We start from the raw sequence: 17,374 nt of genomic DNA on the forward strand, positions 1-17,374 counted from the left end.
ATAAAATATATATGCACGATCTTGGTGTACATCTTTAATCTTAATTATTTGAATTAATGTATATAAGCCATAGGTTGTGTATCTATGGCTTTTTATATTTATATTAAAGGGTATTGTTATGTAAAGAATTAGATACCCTGTTATTACCGATTTTTGCTTATAAAGCCGTAGAATATTATATTCTTCGGTTTTTTTTTATAAAAAATACAAAAGGAGTTGATAAAGATGATTAAAAATCATGCTGAAGAAAAAATTAGGGGATACGGTTCTAATTTTTACACTTGAGTTACTAGGAACTTTACAATGTTAAAAAGGGGGAATTATTTTGAAGAAACTTTTAAAGCTAATTAAGGGAAATAGATTATTATATATTGCAGCAATACTTTCTATAGCAGCATCTACATTTCTAGCAATGCTAGAGCCTATGATTATAAAAATAACCATAGATTCTATTATAGGAAATAACCCAATAGTTGCTCCAGCGCCTATTGAAAAGCTGATAGAGCTAGTTGGAGGTAAGGAAGTACTTTGGAGAAATTTATGGATATGCTCTTTATGCCTTGTAGCATTAACCACTACAAGAGGAATTTTCTTATTTTTAAGAGGTAAACTTTCTTCACAGGCTGCTGAGAACATTGCAAAAAATATAAGAGTAAAGCTTTATGATCATATTCAGAACTTGCCTTATGGATATCATGTAAAGGCAGAATCAGGGGATTTAATTCAACGATGCACATCGGATGTGGACACAGTTAGAAGATTTTTTGCAAATCAAATGGTAGATATAGGGAGAGCTGTTTTTATATTAACCTTTGCGGTGATAATGATGCTATCCTTAAATAAAAAAATGACTTTGATTGCCATGGTAGTGGTGCCATTTATATTTTTATTCTCTTATATGTTCTTCCACAAAATCAAGCACAATTTTGAAAAGGCAGATGCTCAAGAGGGAACTCTTACTTCTATACTTCAAGAAAACTTAAGTGGAGTTAGAGTGGTGAAGGCCTTTGGAAGACAAACCTTTGAGATTGAAAAATATGAAAAGGAAAATAAGAAATATAGAGACTTAAACTTTAAGTTAATAAATTTGCTTTCTAATTATTGGTCACTATCGGACTTACTTTGTATGAGTCAAATTGGACTAGTTTTGATATCTGGTATATATTTTGCAAATAAAGGAGAAATAAGCTTAGGTACTTTGGTGGTATTTAATACCTATGAAGGAATGCTATTATGGCCTATAAGGCAATTAGGAAGGATTCTTTCAGATATGGGGAAAATGACTGTTTCTCTTGGAAGAATTACAAATATTCTTGAAACCCCAGTGGAACAGGAATATGGAAAAGCCTTGAAACCAGAGATCAAAGGTGAGATAGCCTTTGAAAATGTAAGCTTTGAATATGAAAAAGATACTGAGGTTCTTAAAAACGTTAGTTTTAGCGTTAAAAAAGGGGAAACTATCGCTATAGTTGGGCCTACAGGATCTGGTAAATCTTCATTGGTTCATCTTTTATTGAGACTCTATGATTATAATAGTGGTTCTATAAAGGTGGATGGTGTAGAGCTTAAGGATATCGAGAGGAAATGGATAAGAAGCAATATAGGGATTGTATTACAAGAACCCTTCCTTTATTCAAGGACTATAAAAGAAAATATTATGATTGCTAAACTGGATTCAGAGGATATAGAAATTGAAAAGGCAGCTACTGCAGCAGCGGTACATGATGTTATAACCTCCTTCGAAAAGGGCTATGACACCATAGTGGGAGAAAAGGGTGTTACCTTATCAGGAGGACAAAGACAGAGGGTGGCCATTGCAAGAACACTGATAAAGAATATGCCAATATTGATATTTGATGATTCTTTAAGTGCGGTAGATGCTGAAACAGATAGGATAATAAGAGAGGAGTTAAAGAAGAAAAGTGCTGATAACACTACCTTCATAATCTCTCACAGAATTTCAACGGTAATGGATGCAGATAAGATCATAGTGTTAAATCATGGAGCTATTGAAAGCATAGGTACTCATCAGGAACTTATAAATAAAGAGGGAATTTATAAGAGAATATGGGAAATACAAAACTCTTTGGATAGCTTTGAAGAGGAAGAAGAAAAGAAAGCCTGCAACGGGTAAGGAAGGAGATGAGATAATGGCTAGAATTGATGAAAATAAAGTAACGGAAAAAATAGATATAGGAATCTGGCGAAAGCTTTTTAAATATCTGTCACAGTTTAAAAAGGGGCTTATAGCCCTAGCCTTTTTAATGATATGCGTGGCAGGAGTAGATGCGTTGATGCCGCTGCTTACAAGATATGCTATAGATAATTTTATTGTAAAAAAGAGTTCTGAAGGGCTTAAGTTATTTGCTCTAGTTTATTTTTGCGTAGTCCTTTTTCAGGTATTAAATATAAAGTTATTTATAAAGCAAGCAGGTAAGATTGAAACTCATCTTGCCTATCATATAAGAAATCTTGGTTTTAAAAGACTTCAACAGCTATCCTTTTCTTATTATGATAACTCCTCAGTGGGATGGCTTATGGCGAGGATGACCTCAGATGTAGCCAGACTTAGCGAGATTATATCTTGGGGACTAATCGATATGGTATGGGCTTTAGCTATGATGAGTGCTTTTATAATTATAATGCTTTATAACAATGTAAAATTAACTCTTATAAGCATGAGCGTAGTGCCAGTTTTATTTATAGTGGGGATGTTTTTTCAAAAGAAGATTTTAAAGTCTTATAGAAGTGTTAGAAAATTAAACTCTCAGTTAACAGCAGATTTTAGTGAAGAGGTATCAGGAGCTAAAACTACTAAAACCTTAGTTAGAGAAGAAGAAAACTTAAAGGAATTTAAAGAAGATGCCACTAAAATGAGAAACTCTGCGGTAAGGGCAGCTATGTTCTCTGCTTTATTTCTTCCTATAGTCTTATCTATGGGAAGTATAGGCACAGGTTTTGCCTTATGGCTAGGAGGAAAAAGCGTTATTTCTGAAGCTTTATCCTACGGTACCTTCGTAATGTTTATTTCATACACCATACAGTTTTTTGATCCCGTAAGTCAGCTGGCAGGAACTATAGCAGAGCTTCAAAATGCACAGGCTTCTGCAGAAAGAATAATATCTCTTATAGAAACAGAGCCAGATATATGGGACAGAAAAGATGTAATAGATAAATATGGAGACTTATTTGATCCTAAAAAAGAAAATTGGGAAAAAATCCATGGAGAAATTGAATTTAAAGATGTATGTTTTTCTTATAAAAATGGGGAGAAGGTATTAGAAAACTTTAATCTAAAGGTAAAACAAGGTGAAACCATAGCTCTTGTAGGCGAAACAGGATCAGGAAAAAGCACAATAGTAAATTTAATTTGTAGATTCTATGAGCCTACTAGCGGACAAATATTGATTGATGGAGAGGACTATAGGGAAAGGTCTTTGCTTTGGCTTCAATCCAATATAGGTTATGTGCTTCAAAGTCCACATCTTTTTAGTGGAACTATTAAGGACAATATAAGGTATGGAAAGCTTGAAGCAACACAAGAAGAGATTGAAAAAGCAGCAAAGCTTGTAAATGCTCATAGCTTCATAATGAAAATGGAAAAAGGTTATGATTCAGAGGTAGGAGAAGGAGGAGGGAACCTTTCTACTGGAGAAAAACAGCTTATTTCCTTTGCTAGAGCTATTGTGGCTAATCCAGCCCTCTTTGTGCTAGATGAAGCTACTTCTTCTATAGATACAGAAACGGAAAGAATGATACAAAATGCTATAGAAAAAGTTCTTTATAATAGAACCAGCTTTGTAGTAGCTCATAGACTTTCTACCATAGTATCTGCAGACAAAATTCTCGTTATAAGAAAAGGTAAAATTACTGAAGCTGGAACTCATAGAGAGTTAATTAGAAGAAAAGGTTACTATTATAATTTATATACCAATCAGCTTCTTGAAGAGAAGGAAATGCAAAGCAAGGCTTTTGTGTCCTAATACTATTTCAAGAATGAAAAATTAAATATTTTATAAAGGAGTTTGAAGGAATGATTCAAACTCCTTTATTTTATTAATATACTTTTGCCTTATTAGAAGTGAAGGTATTTAATCTTTTTAAAATGAAAAACCTATCCTATAATAAAGCTAAGAGGTGAATAAAACTAATGAATGAGAGATGCATCCAAATTATTTTAAGCCTTATTAATAATGGTAATCCTAGGACCATTGAAGAAATTTCTAATGAATTAAGAGTTAGCAATAGAACTATAAGATATGACTTAGATATTATCGATGATTTTTTAAGAAAGAATAAATTACCTCTATTAAAAAGAAAGCAAAATTTAGGTATTACCTTAAATCTTAAAAGTCAGGAAAAAGAAAAGATATTAGACCTGCTAGGTGAATATAATCTGTCTTATTATGCTCTAAGTAAGAAGGAAAGAATTTATATAATCTTAAGCGAGCTGCTTCAGACTGATAATTATATCACCATAGACTATTTAGCAGAAAAAACAAAAACCAGCAGAAGTACAATATCAAATGATTTAAAGCATATAAAGTCTTGGCTTAAGCATAGAGATATTGAACTTATTGCAGCTACAAAAAAAGGAATTTCTGTTAAGGGAGATGAAAAGGTTTTAAGAAAAGCTATTATAGAAATTTTATCTAGTTCCTTAGATTTAGAGAAAACAACGAAGGTAGTGGATTCACCTGATTACACCAGGTTCAATGGCTATCTATACAAACAAATTAAAGAATTCTTTAAAGAAATAAATTTATCTTTTATAGAGCAGTGTGTACAGAAGGCAGAGAGACATTTAGAAAATACCTTTTCTGATGATGCCTATACTAATCTGGTAGTGCATATAGCCTATGCAATTAAAAGAATCCAAGAAGGAAAGGATATTGCTGAAGCCTTTGAGGATATGGAAAAGATTCAACATACAAAAGAATTTAGGGTGGCAAAGGATATAGCAAAGGACTTAGAAAAATACTATTCCATTAAAATATCTGATGAAGAAATTGCATATATAACTATACACTTATTAGGCAGCAGCTTAAATTATTATGACTATAACAGCGATGTAAAGGAAGATTGGTTAGAGGTTCAGCTGCTTACAAAAGAATTAATTGAAAAGGTGAGCAATAGTTTAGAGGTAAATCTACTGAAGGATAGTTCTTTATTTTATGGATTTATGGATCATTTAAGACCAGCATTATATAGAATTAAGCATGACATAGTTTTAAAAAATCCTATGATTAATGAAATAAAAGAGAACTATAAGGATTTGTTTTTAATAGTATACGAAAATGTATCAGCCATAAAACAATATACGGGTAAGGACATTAATGAGTCGGAGATCGGCTACTTTACCATTCATTTTGGAGCAGCTTTAGAGAGGATAAAGAGCTTTAATACCTATCTGCCAAATGTATTAATAGTGTGCAGTACGGGTATTGGTACCTCTCAAATGATTCTATCTACAATCAAAAATAGATTTAAGGTAAATATAGTAGATGCAGTGGCTTATCATCAGGTTAAGGAAGTGCTATCGAAAAGCAGAATTGATTTGATAATTTCTACAGTACCCTTAGATTGTAGCATTAGAACCATAATAGTAAATCCCATTATGAATAATAAAGATATAAAAAGATTAAGAGATTTTATTGATGAATTTAATACCGATAATAATTTAGTCCAGGGGATTTTAAATATTATTGAAAAAAATTGCATTATAAAAAATCACTCGGAGCTACAGAATGAATTGGAAAAATATTTGAACTATAAAAAGGAAAAAATCCTACAAGGGGGGTATCAACCATTGCTAAAAGAAGTATTAACCATAAATAATATTAAATTAAATGTTGAAGCCGATGATTGGAGAGAGGCCGTAAGAACTGGTGGTAATTTATTAAAGGCCAGCGATTCTATAGAAGATGGATATGTAGAGGCTATGATTGAAAATGTAGAAAAGAATGGAGCTTATATCGTTATAGCGCCAGGAATTGCCATGCCTCACGCTAGACCTGAAATGGGAGCTAAAAAAATAGGCATGAGCCTTATGACCTTGAAAAAACCTTTAGAATTTGGAAATCCAATAAATGATCCTGTAAAATTAGTAGTATGTCTATGTGCTTTAGACCATTCCTCTCATTTAAAAGCATTATCTGAGCTAATGGACATCTTAGGAGATCAAGAAAAAATACAATTCATATTAAATGCAAATAATGAAGAAGGTATTATAAAATTAATAAATTCATAGATTTTAATAATTAGGAGGATGATTTAGATGATTAAAATATTGACAGTGTGTGGAGCAGGAGTAGGAAGCAGCATGATGCTAAAGGTATATGCTCAACAAATTTTAGATAAGGAAGGTATAGAAGCAGAGGTAAATGCTGCAGATATAGGATCAGTAAATCCAGAAGAAGCGGATATATTGGTTACCACCTCAGACTTTGCAAATGTTTTAAGAAGCTCTAGAGCAGAAATTATAAGAATTGATAATTTAATGGATAAAGCATATTTAAGAGAAAAGTTATTAGAGGCTATAGATAAAGTGGTAGGGAACTAATTCAATGAAATAATTAATAAGGGAGCGTTGGGGTATGAAAAATATATTAATGTATTTTATATCTAATATACTTAGTGAACCTGCCTTTTTAATAGGTATGGTCACTTTAGTAGGATTAGCAGTTCAAAAGAAAAAAGTAAGTACCATTGTTTCAGCTACCATAAAAACTATGGTGGGATTTATGATAATTGTTACTGGAGCTCAAAGTATGGGTATGTCCCTACTACCGTTACAACCAATGATTCAGCACATATTCGGTATGGGAACAGAAGTAATGTCTATAGATAGCGCCGTAGGACAAAGTATGTCTACTATCGGAGGAGAAGCAGCCCTAATCTTTGCTTTTGGTTTTATGATAAATGTGTTAATAGCCAGATTTACAAAATATAAATTTATACACTTATCTGCCCATGTATCATTTTTTTATGCAGGACTTATAGCAGCTTTGCTTAAGGTAGGAACTTCACTATCGCCAGTTATGGTAATATTAATAGGTTCCATATTACTAGGGCTTTATTTAACTTTTACTTGTGCTTATATGAATACTCTTATGAAGAATGTAAAGGGCGGAGAAGGCTTTACTATAGGACACTCTAGTTCCATAGGCTGCTTAATTTCAGCAGCATTAGGTAAGTTATTTGGAAATAAGGATAAAGATTTAGAAGAAATGAAGCTTCCTAAAGGCTTTGAATTTTTAAGAGAAACAAATATTGCTTTAAGCGTACTTATGACTGTAATTTTCTTATTAGTTTCTTTAATAGCAGGACCAAGTTTTGTAACTTCAAAAATAAGTGGTGGTAAAGATATAGTTACCTATTCTATACTAAACGGTTTAAAATTCGGACTATGGATTACTGTGATCGTAACTGGAGTTAGAATGATGCTTGCTGATATAGTACCAGCTTTCCATGGTATTTCAGAAAAGCTAGTGCCTAATGCTAAACCAGGTCTTGATATACCACTTTTATTTCCAAGCTATCCAACTTCCGTTATAGTTGGTTTCTTAAGCAGCCTCATAGCTGGTTTAATAGGTATGTCTATACTTGGAGTTATGAAGTTTCCAGTGGTGGTTTTTCCAGCACTTATACCAACCTTCTTTACAGGAGCTATAACAGCTATCTTCGGTAACTCTACAGGAGGAAGAAGAGGAGCTATAATAGGTTCCTTTGTAAATGGGTTAATATTGATATTTGGACAAGCGCTTTTAATTCCTTATATCGGGGGATATGAACCAATAATGAGAGTTCTATGTGAAACAGATTATGCCTTCTATGGTCCAATAGTAGGATGGATTTTAAGGTTATTACATGGATAATATTATAAATATTTTTAATAGCAGAAAAGCATTAACGGTATACTTAATGGCTTCATATCCTAATAAAGAGCTCTTTTACACCATAATCGACTTAATGGAAAGATCAGGGGTGGATATTCTAGAGTTGGGTATACCCGTAGAGGAGCCTTACCTTGACGGAAAAGTAATTAGTGATGCAAATAAGACAGTCCTTGATGAAGGCTTTAGTAAAGAAACTTTAATTGAGATTTTAGATTATATAAAGAAAAATTGTAATAATATGAAAGTAATACTCATGACCTATAAAGCAGGAGTTGAAAAATATGACCTATTGGCTTTGAAGCCTTACTATGATGCCTTACTTTGTGCTGACTTCCTATATAAAGTGGACAATGCTAACCTGATTCAGCTATATAATGAAACTATGCTAGAGGAAGAAATAGTAGAAAGATTAAGATATAACAATGGATTTGCCTATGTTATGTCTGGAGCAGGCAAAACTGGTGGTACAGGTGAGATGCCAAAGAACTATATAAAAACCATGGAGGTAATAAAGAAACATTCAAAACTTCCTATCCAAATAGGTTTTGGCATTAGCACAGTAAAGAATGCTTTAGAGGTATTAGAGAACCATGCAGAGGGAATTATCATCGGTAGTGAATTTATTAGAAAAGTAAATTCAGGGGATGATTATGACATAGTACAGTTTTTGAAAGATTTTAGAGTAGCGCTGGACAGTGTATAATCGAATTTTGAATGCATACATGGATTAGTTTATATAATCTATGTGTGCTTTCTATTTTTGCTAAAAATTCATTCCTGCATATTCATAAAAGTATTAGTAGTAGTTGACAAGGAAAAATAATAGGCATAATATATAATATAGTTGAGTATGTCAACTATTGATATAGTGTATGCACACTACATCGATAATAAAAGATATACATGATATTTCTTTTATAACTATTGTGAAAAACATAGAATGGAGTGAAAAATATAATTATGAATAACGAGTGGATTACAATTAAAGGAGCAAGAGAAAATAACTTGAAGAATATAGATGTGAAATTTCCTAGAAACAAGATGACAGTAGTGACAGGTGTTTCAGGATCAGGAAAATCCTCATTGATATTTGATATTTTTTGCCAGGAGGCAGAAAGAAAATTTATAAGCGCCACAGGAAAAGTACCAGATAAGGTTCAGCGTCCAGATTATGATAATATATATGGCTTAGCTCCAATAATAAGCGTAAGTCAAAACAATTATAATAATAATCCAAGATCTACAGTAGGAACTTATAGTGAAATATATACATACTTACGGTTGCTTTATACTGCCATAGGTATAAGAAGATGTCCAGGGTGTGGAGAAAATATTGAGCTTATAAGAATGCGTAGCTTAAGTGCCAACATGAATGATAATGAAAAATGTAGTGGTGAAGTTTTTTTATGCCCTAAATGTAAAAAAGCCGTTGAAAATATTACAATGGCGCATTTTTCATTTAATAAAAGCGAAGGGGCCTGTGAAAAATGTATGGGTCTGGGATATATAGCTAAACCTATTTTTGATAAAATAGTAGACAATAAACTTTCAATAAAAGATGGAGGAATAAAGGTATGGAAAAAGGGCTTTATTTGGCATTTTGGACCTCTGCTTGTTAGAGCAGCAAAATATTATAATATTCCTTTTGAAGATAAGGATTTAGAAAAGCCTATTGGAGATTTAGATGATATAGTCAAACACCTGATATTTTTTGGAACAGATGATCCTAAGATAAGAGAATTATGCCCTGAGAAACCAGCGCCTAGCAATATGAAAGAAGGGAAGTATGAAGGGGCACTTAACAGTTTGATGAGAAGATATGATGAAGAGGCACAGGAAGATGAAATAAAAGATGATATCTCTGAATTTTTTGAATTAGTAACTTGTGGAGAGTGTAACGGAACAAGACTTAAAAAATCAAGCCTTAATATATTGGTGAATGGAAATTCAATTAATGAAGTTTTCAATAAAACTATTGATGAACTTTTACAATGGATTAGCAGTTTGAAAAAATCTCTTTCTGAGGAATATATGGAAGCTTCAAGAATTATATTATATGACTTAGAGGAGAGATGCAAAAGCTTATGTAATGCAGGGCTTGGTTATTTATCTTTAGATCGCAGCTTTTCTACCTTATCAGGCGGAGAAGCACAAAGGATGAGATTAGCCTCCTTGCTTAATGCTGATTTATCAGGTATGGTTTGTGTCATGGATGAACCCACAGCTGGATTACATCCTAAAGATACTGATAAGCTAGTCGGTTCAATAAAACAATTACGTGATATAGGGAATACAGTTATTGTAATTGAACATGATCTAGATGTTATAAAGCAGGGGGATTATATTGTGGATATTGGACCAGCGGCGGGAAGCGAAGGAGGTGATCTTATATTTGAAGGGGATGTTAAGGAGTTTCTAAAGTGTAAAGAATCCATAAGTGCTCAATGTATTAATAATGAGAAAAAAGAATTTAAGACTGATTATAGAAAAGGTCATAATAATTTAATTATAAAAAATGCAGTAGCAAACAATCTTAAAAATATAAATGCTTCTATACTTCTTAATACCGTTACTGTTATAGCTGGAGTATCCGGTTCAGGTAAATCTACATTAATTTTTAACGAATTATTACGTAATATTGGTTCAAAATATGAAAAGGAAAAATTAGAGGGAGCAGAGTTTATTAAGAAAACCATAGTGATAGATCAGAAGTCTATGGGGAAAATTTTAAGATCCAATGCCGCCACTTATACAAAAGTCTTTGATGATATAAGGGATTTTTTTAGAGAGGAAGCAAAAAAACAAGGTAAAACCATTAAAGCTTCAGATTTTTCATTTAATGTGCCAGGGGGAAGATGTGAGGTATGTAAGGGAACAGGAACAACAAAAATTCAAATGCATTTTATGAAAGATCAATATATTATTTGCTCTTCTTGTAAAGGAAAAAGATACAATGAGAACATTTTAAAAGTTAAATATAAAGGCTGCAATATTGCTGATGTTTTAGATATGACCATTAAAGAGGCAAGAGAACTATTTTGTGATATACTTAAAATAAAACAAAAACTTGATTATTTATATGATATAGGATTAGACTATTTAAAACTGGGACAGCCAGCTAATACTCTATCAGGTGGAGAAGCGCAAAGAATAAAGCTTGCCTCAGAATTAATGTATAACAGAAATAAGGGTTTATTATATATACTTGATGAACCTTCAAGGGGGTTACATCATAATGATACGCAGAAGCTAATGAATATACTTAACAAAATAGCTGATAATGGGAATAGTGTTGTTATTATTGAGCATAACCTTAGTATCATTCGCCAAGCTGACTGGATTATAGAACTTGGGCCTGGTGGCGGTGATAAAGGTGGATATATCATAGCGGAAGGTACACATAAAATGATAAAAGAAAGTACTAAGTCTGTTTTAAAAGAGTATTTGTAGAATTAAGAAAGGAGAGAGTTATGTCAATCAGTGAAAAGTTTGAAGAAGAATACGTAAAATTTCAGTGTAGCATTGTTTCCCATCATAATAAATTTAATGTAGAGGGAATTTCATCATCTCAATACAGCATAATTGATTATTTAAAAAAAGCAGGTCCAAAGACCACAAAAGAATTAGCTGAGGCTCTTAATATCACAGTGTCAGCCATATCTAAGTTAAATAAAAAGTTATTGGAAAAAAATATGATAGTACAAGTACGTGATGTTAATGATAGAAGATATTTTTATAATTCTATAACAGAGGAGGGTATCCACTTTTTAAAAAGAGCTGAAGATTCACGCAATGAAGTTTTAAAGGTTATAAAAAATGCATTAACAGAAGCAGAATTAGAGCAATTTATGCTTATATGTGCAAAAATTAATAAGTCTACACTAAAAGATTAATTTATAGAGAAATTATAGTTTTAAATTTAAATAATTTATTTTAAATGCATAGACAGATAACCTAAATTTATTATATAGTTGGTCATCTGTCTATATTTTTTATAAGATTTTATTTAAGAGTAATACTATTTTGAGGATAAATCGTTCCATTTATTTTCCATTATAGGAGGTGTGTAAGCCTGCATCTTTTTTATTAATATTTCAGGATTATCTGAATTTGAAATAAGTTGAAGATTTGATTCCTTCATAAATCCTTCATTGCAGGTATTATGTAGCAGATTTAAAAGAGGATCAAAAAACTTTGCTATATTTAATATTCCAATAGGCTTTTTATGAATACCAAGTTGAGCCCAGCTTAGCATTTCAAAAAGTTCTTCGTAAGTACCAAGCCCTCCAGGAAGACATATGAATCCGTCAGCAAGGTCGGACATGGTTTGTTTTCTTTCATGCATATTCTTAACTTCAATAAGGGTAGTGAGTTTTTTATGAACCATCTCACCTGAGAAGAGTCCTTTAGGCATGACGCCTGTAACCTTACCTTTGTTTCTCAGAACCTCATTAGATATTTCGCCCATAAGCCCTACTCTTGAGCCACCATAAACTAGTTCAATTCCATTCTCAGCAAGTACTTTCCCTAGAGTTTTAGCACTTTCTCTATATTCTGGTCGAGTACCTAGGTTAGAACCGGAATAAACACATATTCTTTTCATAAACATTACCTCCAATACTTAAGTTGATAATTTATAATTATTACACTAATTCTAATTATTAAGACTTAACTTATAACTTGTAATTAGTGAGTTTGAATAATATAAACTCCTAATATTAAAAAAATAAGCCCCATAATTCTTACAGGATTTATCAAATGTACTTGACCACCTAATAATCCAAAATGATCGAATATAACTGCAAGAATTATTTGTCCACATATAACTAAACTAAACATATTGGCGAATCCTATTTTAGGAGAGGCAAATATAGTTGTAAATATATAAAATGCTCCAAATAATCCGCCTGTAAACATCCACCAGCTTAAATTTTTAATGCTAATAGAATAAGGCAATGCACTAGAGCCTGTTAACATAGTATATAAGAATACTATGGCAAGGGATAAAGTTCCTACGGCAAAGCTAATGAGTGAGGAAAGTATGGGGCTTCCTATTGTTGAACGAAGGCCGCCATTTATACCAACCTGCAAAGTCAAGGCAAAACCCGATATCAATGATAGAAAATAATATATAAATACCACATTAAAACCTCCAATAATCTTAATTATTGATTAATCTTTATAATTTAATTATAATTAAAGGAATGGTATAAGTAAAATTAATATCTAATATAGGAGGTATACTAAAAATTTATATGTATATTAATCTTGAACTTTACAGAGTTTTTTATATTACTGCTAAATTAGGAAGTATATCTAAGGCAGCAAAAGAGCTTTTTACATCGCAACCCGCTGTTAGCCAATCAATAAAGTCCTTAGAGTTAAAGCTGGGAGGACAGTTATTTTATAGGACGGCAAAAGGGGTTTCCCTTACCATAGAGGGAGAGGTGTTATTTAAATATATAGAACAGGGATATGGGCTTATGCAAACAGCTGAAAGGAAGTTTTTTGAGCTTAAAAATCTTAATTCAGGCCAGGTAAGAATAGCTGTATGCAGCGCAGTATGCAAATATTATCTTATGCCCTACCTAGAAAGATACAAATCAACATTCCCTAATATAAAAATTTATATTACTGATAAGTCAACTTATAAAATAGTTGAAGCATTGGAACAAGGGGATATAGATATAGGAATTTTAAATATGAGCATAGATGAGAAAGATAAAGACTCACTTAATATCCTTAAGACCTTTAAAATACAAGATTGCTTTGTGGTAGGAGAGAAGTATAAGCAGCTTTGTGAAAAACAAATATCCTTAAAAGATTTAACTGAGAATTATCCTATTATGCTACTAGAAAAAGGGGGAAATACAAGAGACTACATAGATAACTATTTTAGTTCCTATGGGCTAGCAGCATCTCCAGAAATAGAGTTAAGCAATGTAGAATTATTAATCGAGTTTGCTAAGAGAGGCTTAGGAGTTTCTTGGGTTATAAGTGACTATATTCAAAGAGAGCTGGAAGAAAAACAACTATATAAAATTTCTATTAAAGAAAAAATTCCTGAAAGGGTTTTAGGAATAACGACTAAAAAAGGCATTCCCATGTCTACAGCCTCAGAAAAGTTTATTGAGCTTATGACAGAACAAAGCTATAAGTAAACTTAAAGAATAGGAGAAATAATTATGAGCATATTAGAAAGATTATCATCTATGAGTGGAGAGAAGCCACTGGTTGCAAATAAAAAGAATACTCAAGATTAAAAATTGAGTATTTTTTTTTATTTTAAATTTCATATTGAGTGCAATTTATAAAAATTAAAAGAAAAGTGATTATGTAAAGGGTTTAATCTTATATAATAAGAATATTTAATACTAAATACTATTTGATAATAATTATTGAAAGGAGCAAAATAAAAACAAGACAAAGTAAAAGTCTTATTTTTATGAATTTAGCTGAACGGTGTTCAGAAAAAAGGAGGACTTTATTATGATAATAAGCATTAAAAATTTAGAGAAAAGTTATAAAGATTTTAAAGCAGTAGATATTAATGAGTTAAACATAAAAGAAGGAGAGGTTTTTGGTTTTCTAGGACCTAATGGGGCTGGAAAAACCACCACCATAAGTATTTTAAGTGGTCTATATACTAAATTCAGTGGTGACGTAAAAATTTTTGACAAGGAAATTAAAAAAGATTCCTTTTATATTAAGAAGCACATGGGGGTAGTACCTCAGGATTTAGCTTTAGTAGAGGATTTAACCGCTTATGAAAATGTGACCTTCTTTGCAAAGCTATATGGTCTTAGAGGACAAAAACTAAAGGATGCTGTAAAGGAAACCCTAGAATTTGTTGGCTTATGGGATAAAAAAGATGACTTTCCAACAAAATTCTCTGGTGGTATGAAGAGAAGATTGAATATAGCTTGTGCCATTGTTCATAAGCCAAGACTAATAATAATGGATGAACCTACTGTTGGCATTGATCCACAGTCTAGGAATAATATATTAGAAACTGTCAAGAAATTAAATGAACAAGGTTCAACTATAATATATACCTCTCATTATATGGAGGAGATTGAAGCTGTTTGCACAGATATTTGCATAATGGATCATGGAAAGATTATAGCAAGAGGGAATAAGGAAGAGCTAAAGAGCCTTGTTAATAAGGAAAACGGAGAAAAGGCTACCTTAGAAGAGGTGTTCCTAAACTTAACTGGAAGGAACTTGAGAGACTAAAGGAGGTATGGAACCATGAATTTTCTTACCATAGCTAAATATAGAATAATTCAATATATGAGGGATAAAAAATCCTTAGTGTCTATGCTTATAATACCAGTGCTTTTAATAGCCATATTAGGCAATGCCTTAGGAAATAGTGAGGATTTTGCTGCTAAAAATATAGGAAAAATAAATGTATTATATGTTAATAATGCTAGTGGAACTAGCGGAGAGAATTTTGAAAATTTTATAAACCTAAAGGAACTTTCTGATATTATAAAACCTACTAAAATAGAGAATATAGACGAAGGAAAGAAGCTTATTGAAAAAAAGCAATACGAGGCCTTGGTTATATATGATGAGAACATTGAAGGTAAATTTAAGGTAGTTGGTAGTGATTACAATAGCTTGAAGGTATCTATAGTTAAGAATATAATGGATGCTTATGCTGATAAGGCGAATAGCTTTGAAGCTCTAGCTAAGCTAAGAACTAGAGACTTTTCTATAAAGCAGTCTAATAATATAGATTCACAGGTAATAACTATTTCAGGGAAAAAACCTAGTGCTACAGATTATTATGCTATAACTATGCTCATAATGATTATAATGTTTGGAGCTATTTATGCTAACTTTGCTATAGACAAAGATTACTATAGTGTGGTGGGAGGAAGAATTAAATCAGCACCTGTAAGGCTTTGGCAGGTGTTTCTAGGAGAAGGTATAGGAGTAGTATTTACCCTTCTATGGCAGATTATAATTTTACTTGTGGTATCTAGATTTGCATTTAAAGTTAATTTTGGGAACAGCTTACCGGTTATATTCATAACTGCTTTATCTTTAGCTATCATGTCTACTATGCTTGGAATATTTGCTTGCATGATAACTAAAAAAGGTTTATATGGGTTAGCTCTTTTAAATATTTTAGTGCCTATCTTTACCTTCCTAGGTGGCGGATTTGTAAAGATAGATTTTGGTCAGGGGCTATTAGGAAAGTTATCTCGTATAACACCAAATTATTTGGCTCAAAATGCTATATTTAAAAGTATTTATGGAGGAGCTTCCAATGAGATATTTTTAAGCATTTTAGGTATATGGATTTTAACCTTTGTATTATTTATAGGAGCTAAGCTTGCTGGAAGGAGGGACATAGAATAATGACAGTTTATTTAACAAATCTAAAAAGACTATTTAGGAATAAAGTAAATATATTATTTGTAGTAATCTTACCTCTAATATTTATGGTTATAGCTTTTTCAGGCTCTAACGGAACAGAGCCATTAAAGGTTACTGTAGTGGATAAGGATAGTACAGAGCTTTCAAATAAGCTTATAGACAATATAAAAGCTAAAGGAAAAGTGATTCTAGATAATGAGGAAAACATCCAAAAAAACTTGGTGGATAATAAAACTGATTACGCCATAGTTATACCAAAAGGTTTTACAGAGGACTTAATTGCTGGCAAAGATATTGCTTTAAAGAGCTATGAAGTAAAAGAAGGAAATGCAGCTATGTCCATAAAACTTTCTTTAGATGGCTATTTAAATAATGTAAAGAAGATAGCTTCCGTGTCAAAAGGCAGCAAGGAAGAATTCTATAAGGGTCTTAGCTATTATGAACAAGGTAGTCATAAGGTTCAATATGAAAGTGTGGATAAGGGAGTGGGAAATAAGTCAAAAACCGCAGCAGCTCTTGGATTTATAGTTATGAATATGCTGTTTTTAACTACCTCCACTACCAATATGCTTATAAAGGATAAAGAAAAAAATCTATTTACAAGATACTTTACTACTCCTTTAACTAGGGGAAGATACATTGTAGAAAATCTACTAAGCTTTTTAACAGTATCTGTAGTTCAAGTTATATTGTTCTTTGTATTGATGAAATATATGTTTAAGTTTAACTTAGGAGATAGACCTTTTGAAATACTGATATTATTTATAATATTTGCAGTATTCACTGTGTCCTTAGGTTTATTTATATCCACTAACTCCAAGGATTTAAGGCAATCTGGAGCTATAAGCTCCCTTGTTAATATACCTTTTGCCATGCTTGGCGGCTGCTTCTGGCCTAGAGATATAATGCCTAATTTCTTAAAAACCATATCAGAATTCATACCTACTACCTGGATTAATGTGGCTAGCAATGAGATCCTATATGGAGAAAGCTTATCCTATGTTATAAACAATATACTATTCTTAGCTATACTAACAGTAATACTTCTAATATTATCTGTAAGAAAATTAAGGAACAATGATTAG

The 17,374-nt window shown here is 31.9% G+C and carries 13 protein-coding genes and 1 pseudogene; 12 read left to right on the forward strand and 2 right to left on the reverse strand.

Annotated features, from left to right (window positions below; genetic code table 11):
* The first annotated feature begins 325 nt into the window (after nucleotides 1-325).
* From BN2665_RS20820 to BN2665_RS20855, 8 genes are all read left to right on the forward strand, one after another.
* Nucleotides 326-2,134 (forward strand): ABC transporter ATP-binding protein, encoded by a 1,809-nt coding sequence (locus tag BN2665_RS20820; RefSeq protein WP_055669037.1) that lies wholly within the window; start codon nucleotides 326-328, stop codon nucleotides 2,132-2,134.
* Between the two features lie 16 nt (nucleotides 2,135-2,150).
* Complete coding sequence (locus BN2665_RS20825) at nucleotides 2,151-3,983, forward strand: ABC transporter ATP-binding protein (RefSeq protein ID WP_055669038.1); 1,833 nt, start codon at nucleotides 2,151-2,153, stop codon at nucleotides 3,981-3,983.
* 167 nt (nucleotides 3,984-4,150) lie between these two features.
* Nucleotides 4,151-6,250, forward strand: a complete 2,100-nt coding sequence (locus BN2665_RS20830; protein WP_055669039.1) for a BglG family transcription antiterminator — start codon at nucleotides 4,151-4,153, stop codon at nucleotides 6,248-6,250.
* Nucleotides 6,251-6,277: 27 nt separating this feature from the next.
* Entirely contained in the window at nucleotides 6,278-6,562 is a 285-nt protein-coding gene (locus BN2665_RS20835) for a PTS sugar transporter subunit IIB (RefSeq protein WP_055669040.1), read from the forward strand.
* 34 nt (nucleotides 6,563-6,596) lie between these two features.
* Nucleotides 6,597-7,877 (forward strand): PTS ascorbate transporter subunit IIC, encoded by a 1,281-nt coding sequence (locus BN2665_RS20840; protein ID WP_055669041.1) that lies wholly within the window; start codon nucleotides 6,597-6,599, stop codon nucleotides 7,875-7,877.
* Entirely contained in the window at nucleotides 7,870-8,601 is a 732-nt protein-coding gene (trpA, locus tag BN2665_RS20845) for a tryptophan synthase subunit alpha (RefSeq protein WP_055669042.1), read from the forward strand. The genes BN2665_RS20840 and trpA overlap by 8 nt, the downstream gene beginning before the upstream one ends.
* A gap of 257 nt (nucleotides 8,602-8,858) precedes the next feature.
* Nucleotides 8,859-11,348, forward strand: a complete 2,490-nt coding sequence (locus BN2665_RS20850) for an ATP-binding cassette domain-containing protein (protein ID WP_055669043.1) — start codon at nucleotides 8,859-8,861, stop codon at nucleotides 11,346-11,348.
* A gap of 20 nt (nucleotides 11,349-11,368) precedes the next feature.
* Entirely contained in the window at nucleotides 11,369-11,791 is a 423-nt protein-coding gene (locus BN2665_RS20855) for a MarR family winged helix-turn-helix transcriptional regulator (protein WP_195892734.1), read from the forward strand.
* 125 nt (nucleotides 11,792-11,916) lie between these two features.
* On the opposite strand, the gene BN2665_RS20860 is transcribed toward BN2665_RS20855, so the two are convergent.
* Nucleotides 11,917-12,501, reverse strand: a complete 585-nt coding sequence (locus BN2665_RS20860) for an LOG family protein (protein ID WP_055669044.1) — start codon at nucleotides 12,499-12,501, stop codon at nucleotides 11,917-11,919.
* A gap of 83 nt (nucleotides 12,502-12,584) precedes the next feature.
* On the reverse strand, nucleotides 12,585-13,040 hold the full coding sequence (locus tag BN2665_RS20865) for a DMT family transporter (RefSeq protein WP_055669045.1): 456 nt from the start codon (nucleotides 13,038-13,040) through the stop codon (nucleotides 12,585-12,587).
* Between the two features lie 113 nt (nucleotides 13,041-13,153).
* Here BN2665_RS20865 and BN2665_RS20870 point away from each other — a divergent pair, with 113 nt between their 5' ends.
* The 4 genes and pseudogenes from BN2665_RS20870 (at nucleotide 13,154) to BN2665_RS20885 (ending at nucleotide 17,374) form a co-directional block, all read left to right on the forward strand.
* Nucleotides 13,154-14,059: a LysR family transcriptional regulator gene (locus BN2665_RS20870; RefSeq protein ID WP_055669046.1), complete on the forward strand. Its 906-nt coding sequence runs from the start codon at nucleotides 13,154-13,156 to the stop codon at nucleotides 14,057-14,059.
* A 325-nt stretch (nucleotides 14,060-14,384) separates the two neighbouring features.
* Nucleotides 14,385-15,047, forward strand: a pseudogene (locus BN2665_RS20875) (ABC transporter ATP-binding protein); the annotation flags it as partial.
* 102 nt (nucleotides 15,048-15,149) lie between these two features.
* Nucleotides 15,150-16,271 carry an ABC transporter permease gene (locus BN2665_RS20880; protein ID WP_055669048.1) on the forward strand — a complete coding sequence of 374 codons (1,122 nt, stop codon included), beginning with the start codon at nucleotides 15,150-15,152 and terminating at the stop codon, nucleotides 16,269-16,271.
* Entirely contained in the window at nucleotides 16,271-17,374 is a 1,104-nt protein-coding gene (locus BN2665_RS20885; protein ID WP_055669049.1) for an ABC transporter permease, read from the forward strand. Before BN2665_RS20880 ends, BN2665_RS20885 begins: the two co-directional genes overlap by 1 nt.

Origin of the sequence: Desnuesiella massiliensis (genome assembly GCF_001403615.1) — a bacterium.
GTDB classification, from domain to species: Bacteria; Bacillota; Clostridia; order Clostridiales; family Clostridiaceae; genus Desnuesiella; species Desnuesiella massiliensis.